The organism is Chitinophaga sp. (assembly GCF_036566945.1).
GTDB lineage: Bacteria > Bacteroidota > Bacteroidia > Chitinophagales > Chitinophagaceae > Chitinophaga.
Map to the genome: position 1 here is coordinate 1 of NZ_DATCVJ010000118.1, position 1,942 is coordinate 1,942.

The 1,942-nt window shown below is 45.9% G+C and carries 1 protein-coding gene; it reads left to right on the plus strand.

All coding sequences use genetic code 11. The features are described 5' to 3' along the window. Positions 1-1,942, plus strand: a 1,942-nt coding sequence (locus VIP81_RS03405; RefSeq protein ID WP_331957071.1) for an HAD-IC family P-type ATPase, incomplete at both ends; no start/stop codon positions are given.

Sequence of the window (1,942 nt, forward strand, 5' to 3'; positions counted from 1 at the left end):
AATTTCTATATTCCACAGATTCATTGCAGCTCCTGTTTATGGCTGCTGGAAAATTTACACAAGCTGGAAGATGGTGTACAGCGTGTAACCGTTAACTTTAGTAAGAAGGAAGTGCTGATCATCTTTTCCTATCCACAAACATCGCTAAGGCGCGTAGCGGAAATCCTTACTGCTATTGGATATGAGCCGTATATCAGTTTACAGGATCTGCAACATAAAAAGCCAGTCACCAATCGTAAGCTGGTATATCAACTAGGCATAGCCGGATGCTGCTTCGGCAATATTATGTTGCTGAGTTTCCCTGATTACTTTGCCGGCGCAGGCGGATTGGAAGAAAGTTTTAACCGCTTGTTCCGCTACATGAACCTCGTGCTGGCATTGCCGGTACTTTTTTATAGTGCCCAGGCTTTTTATAAATCCGCCTGGAGTGGGTTAAAACATGGATTTCTGAATATAGACGTGCCTATTGTACTGGCGATTTTTGTTACGTTTACGCGTAGCCTTGTGGAAGTAGTACAGGGCCATGCCGGCTATTTCGACTCTATGACGGGCATCGTTTTCTTTATGCTGATCGGCAGAGTGCTACAGGATAAAACCTACCAGGGGCTTTCCTTTGACAGGGACTACACCGCTTATTTTCCTATAGCCGTTAGTGTTATTAAAGAAGAAAAAGAAATTCCCACCACGCTGCCGGAACTTAAAGCCGGTGATACCATTCGCATTCATAACAATGAACTGGTACCAGCAGATGGCATTATTGTAAGGGGAACAGCGCTGATAGATTACAGCTTCGTCACCGGAGAGTCGGCCCCCGTGAGTAAATCTATCGGAGAAATTATTTATGCCGGTGGGCGGCAACTGGATGGCAACCTGGAAATTCTGACGATTAAAGAAGTAGCACAAAGCTATTTGACCAGCCTATGGAACAGGGATGAACTAAAAAACAAAGCAGCTCAACCGGTGTCTTTTGTGCATTTGCTGAGCCGGTATTTCACCTGGGCAGTATTGCTCATTGCCGCCATCACAGCGATTTATTGGGCTATTCATGCGCCGGAGCGTATATGGCCTGCCGTTACTGCCATCCTGATCATTGCATGCCCTTGTGCATTGTTGTTGGCATCATCGTTTACCAACGGGCATATATTACGTATCCTCAGCCGAAAGCAACTTTACCTGCGCAATGCACCCGCCATTGAAAACATGGCCGGCGCCACGCATATTATCTTCGATAAAACAGGTACGCTCACCGGCAAAACCAGCAACTCTGTTATATATTATGGTACCCGGCTAACACCTGAACAGGAAGTAATGATTGCCGCACTGGCCGCACAATCTACTCATCCACTCAGTAAAGCCATTGTGAAATATTGCGGACTGCCAACGACACTCCCCGTACATGATTTTCAACACTTTACAGGCAAAGGGGTATGTGGCTGGGTGAATGGATTTTTTATCCGGCTGGGCAATGCAGACTTCACCGGCGCACATAAAAAAAATGAGCAGGAAGGGAGTGTGGTATATGTATCTATCAATGAAAAACTGGCTGGATTATTTACCATCCGAAACACCTACCGTAGTGGATTACGGCAACTGATGCAGCAGCTGCAAACACACTATTCTTTGTCCGTACTTTCCGGCGACAACAATCACACGGCCACGCAACTACGCAAACTCATGGGCGGTAATGCCACCTTGCTTTTTGACCAACAACCGGCCGATAAACTCGCTTATGTCATCTCCCTGCAACAACAGGGAAAAAAGGTAATGATGATCGGTGATGGATTAAATGACGCAGGCGCTTTAAAACAAAGCGACATCGGCATTTCATTAACAGAAGACAGCAACAATTTCACCCCGGCCAGTGATGGAATTATGAATGCGGCACAACTCCCGTTGCTATTCAATTTCATACAGTTATGCAAAGCTAATAAGCGCATCATCC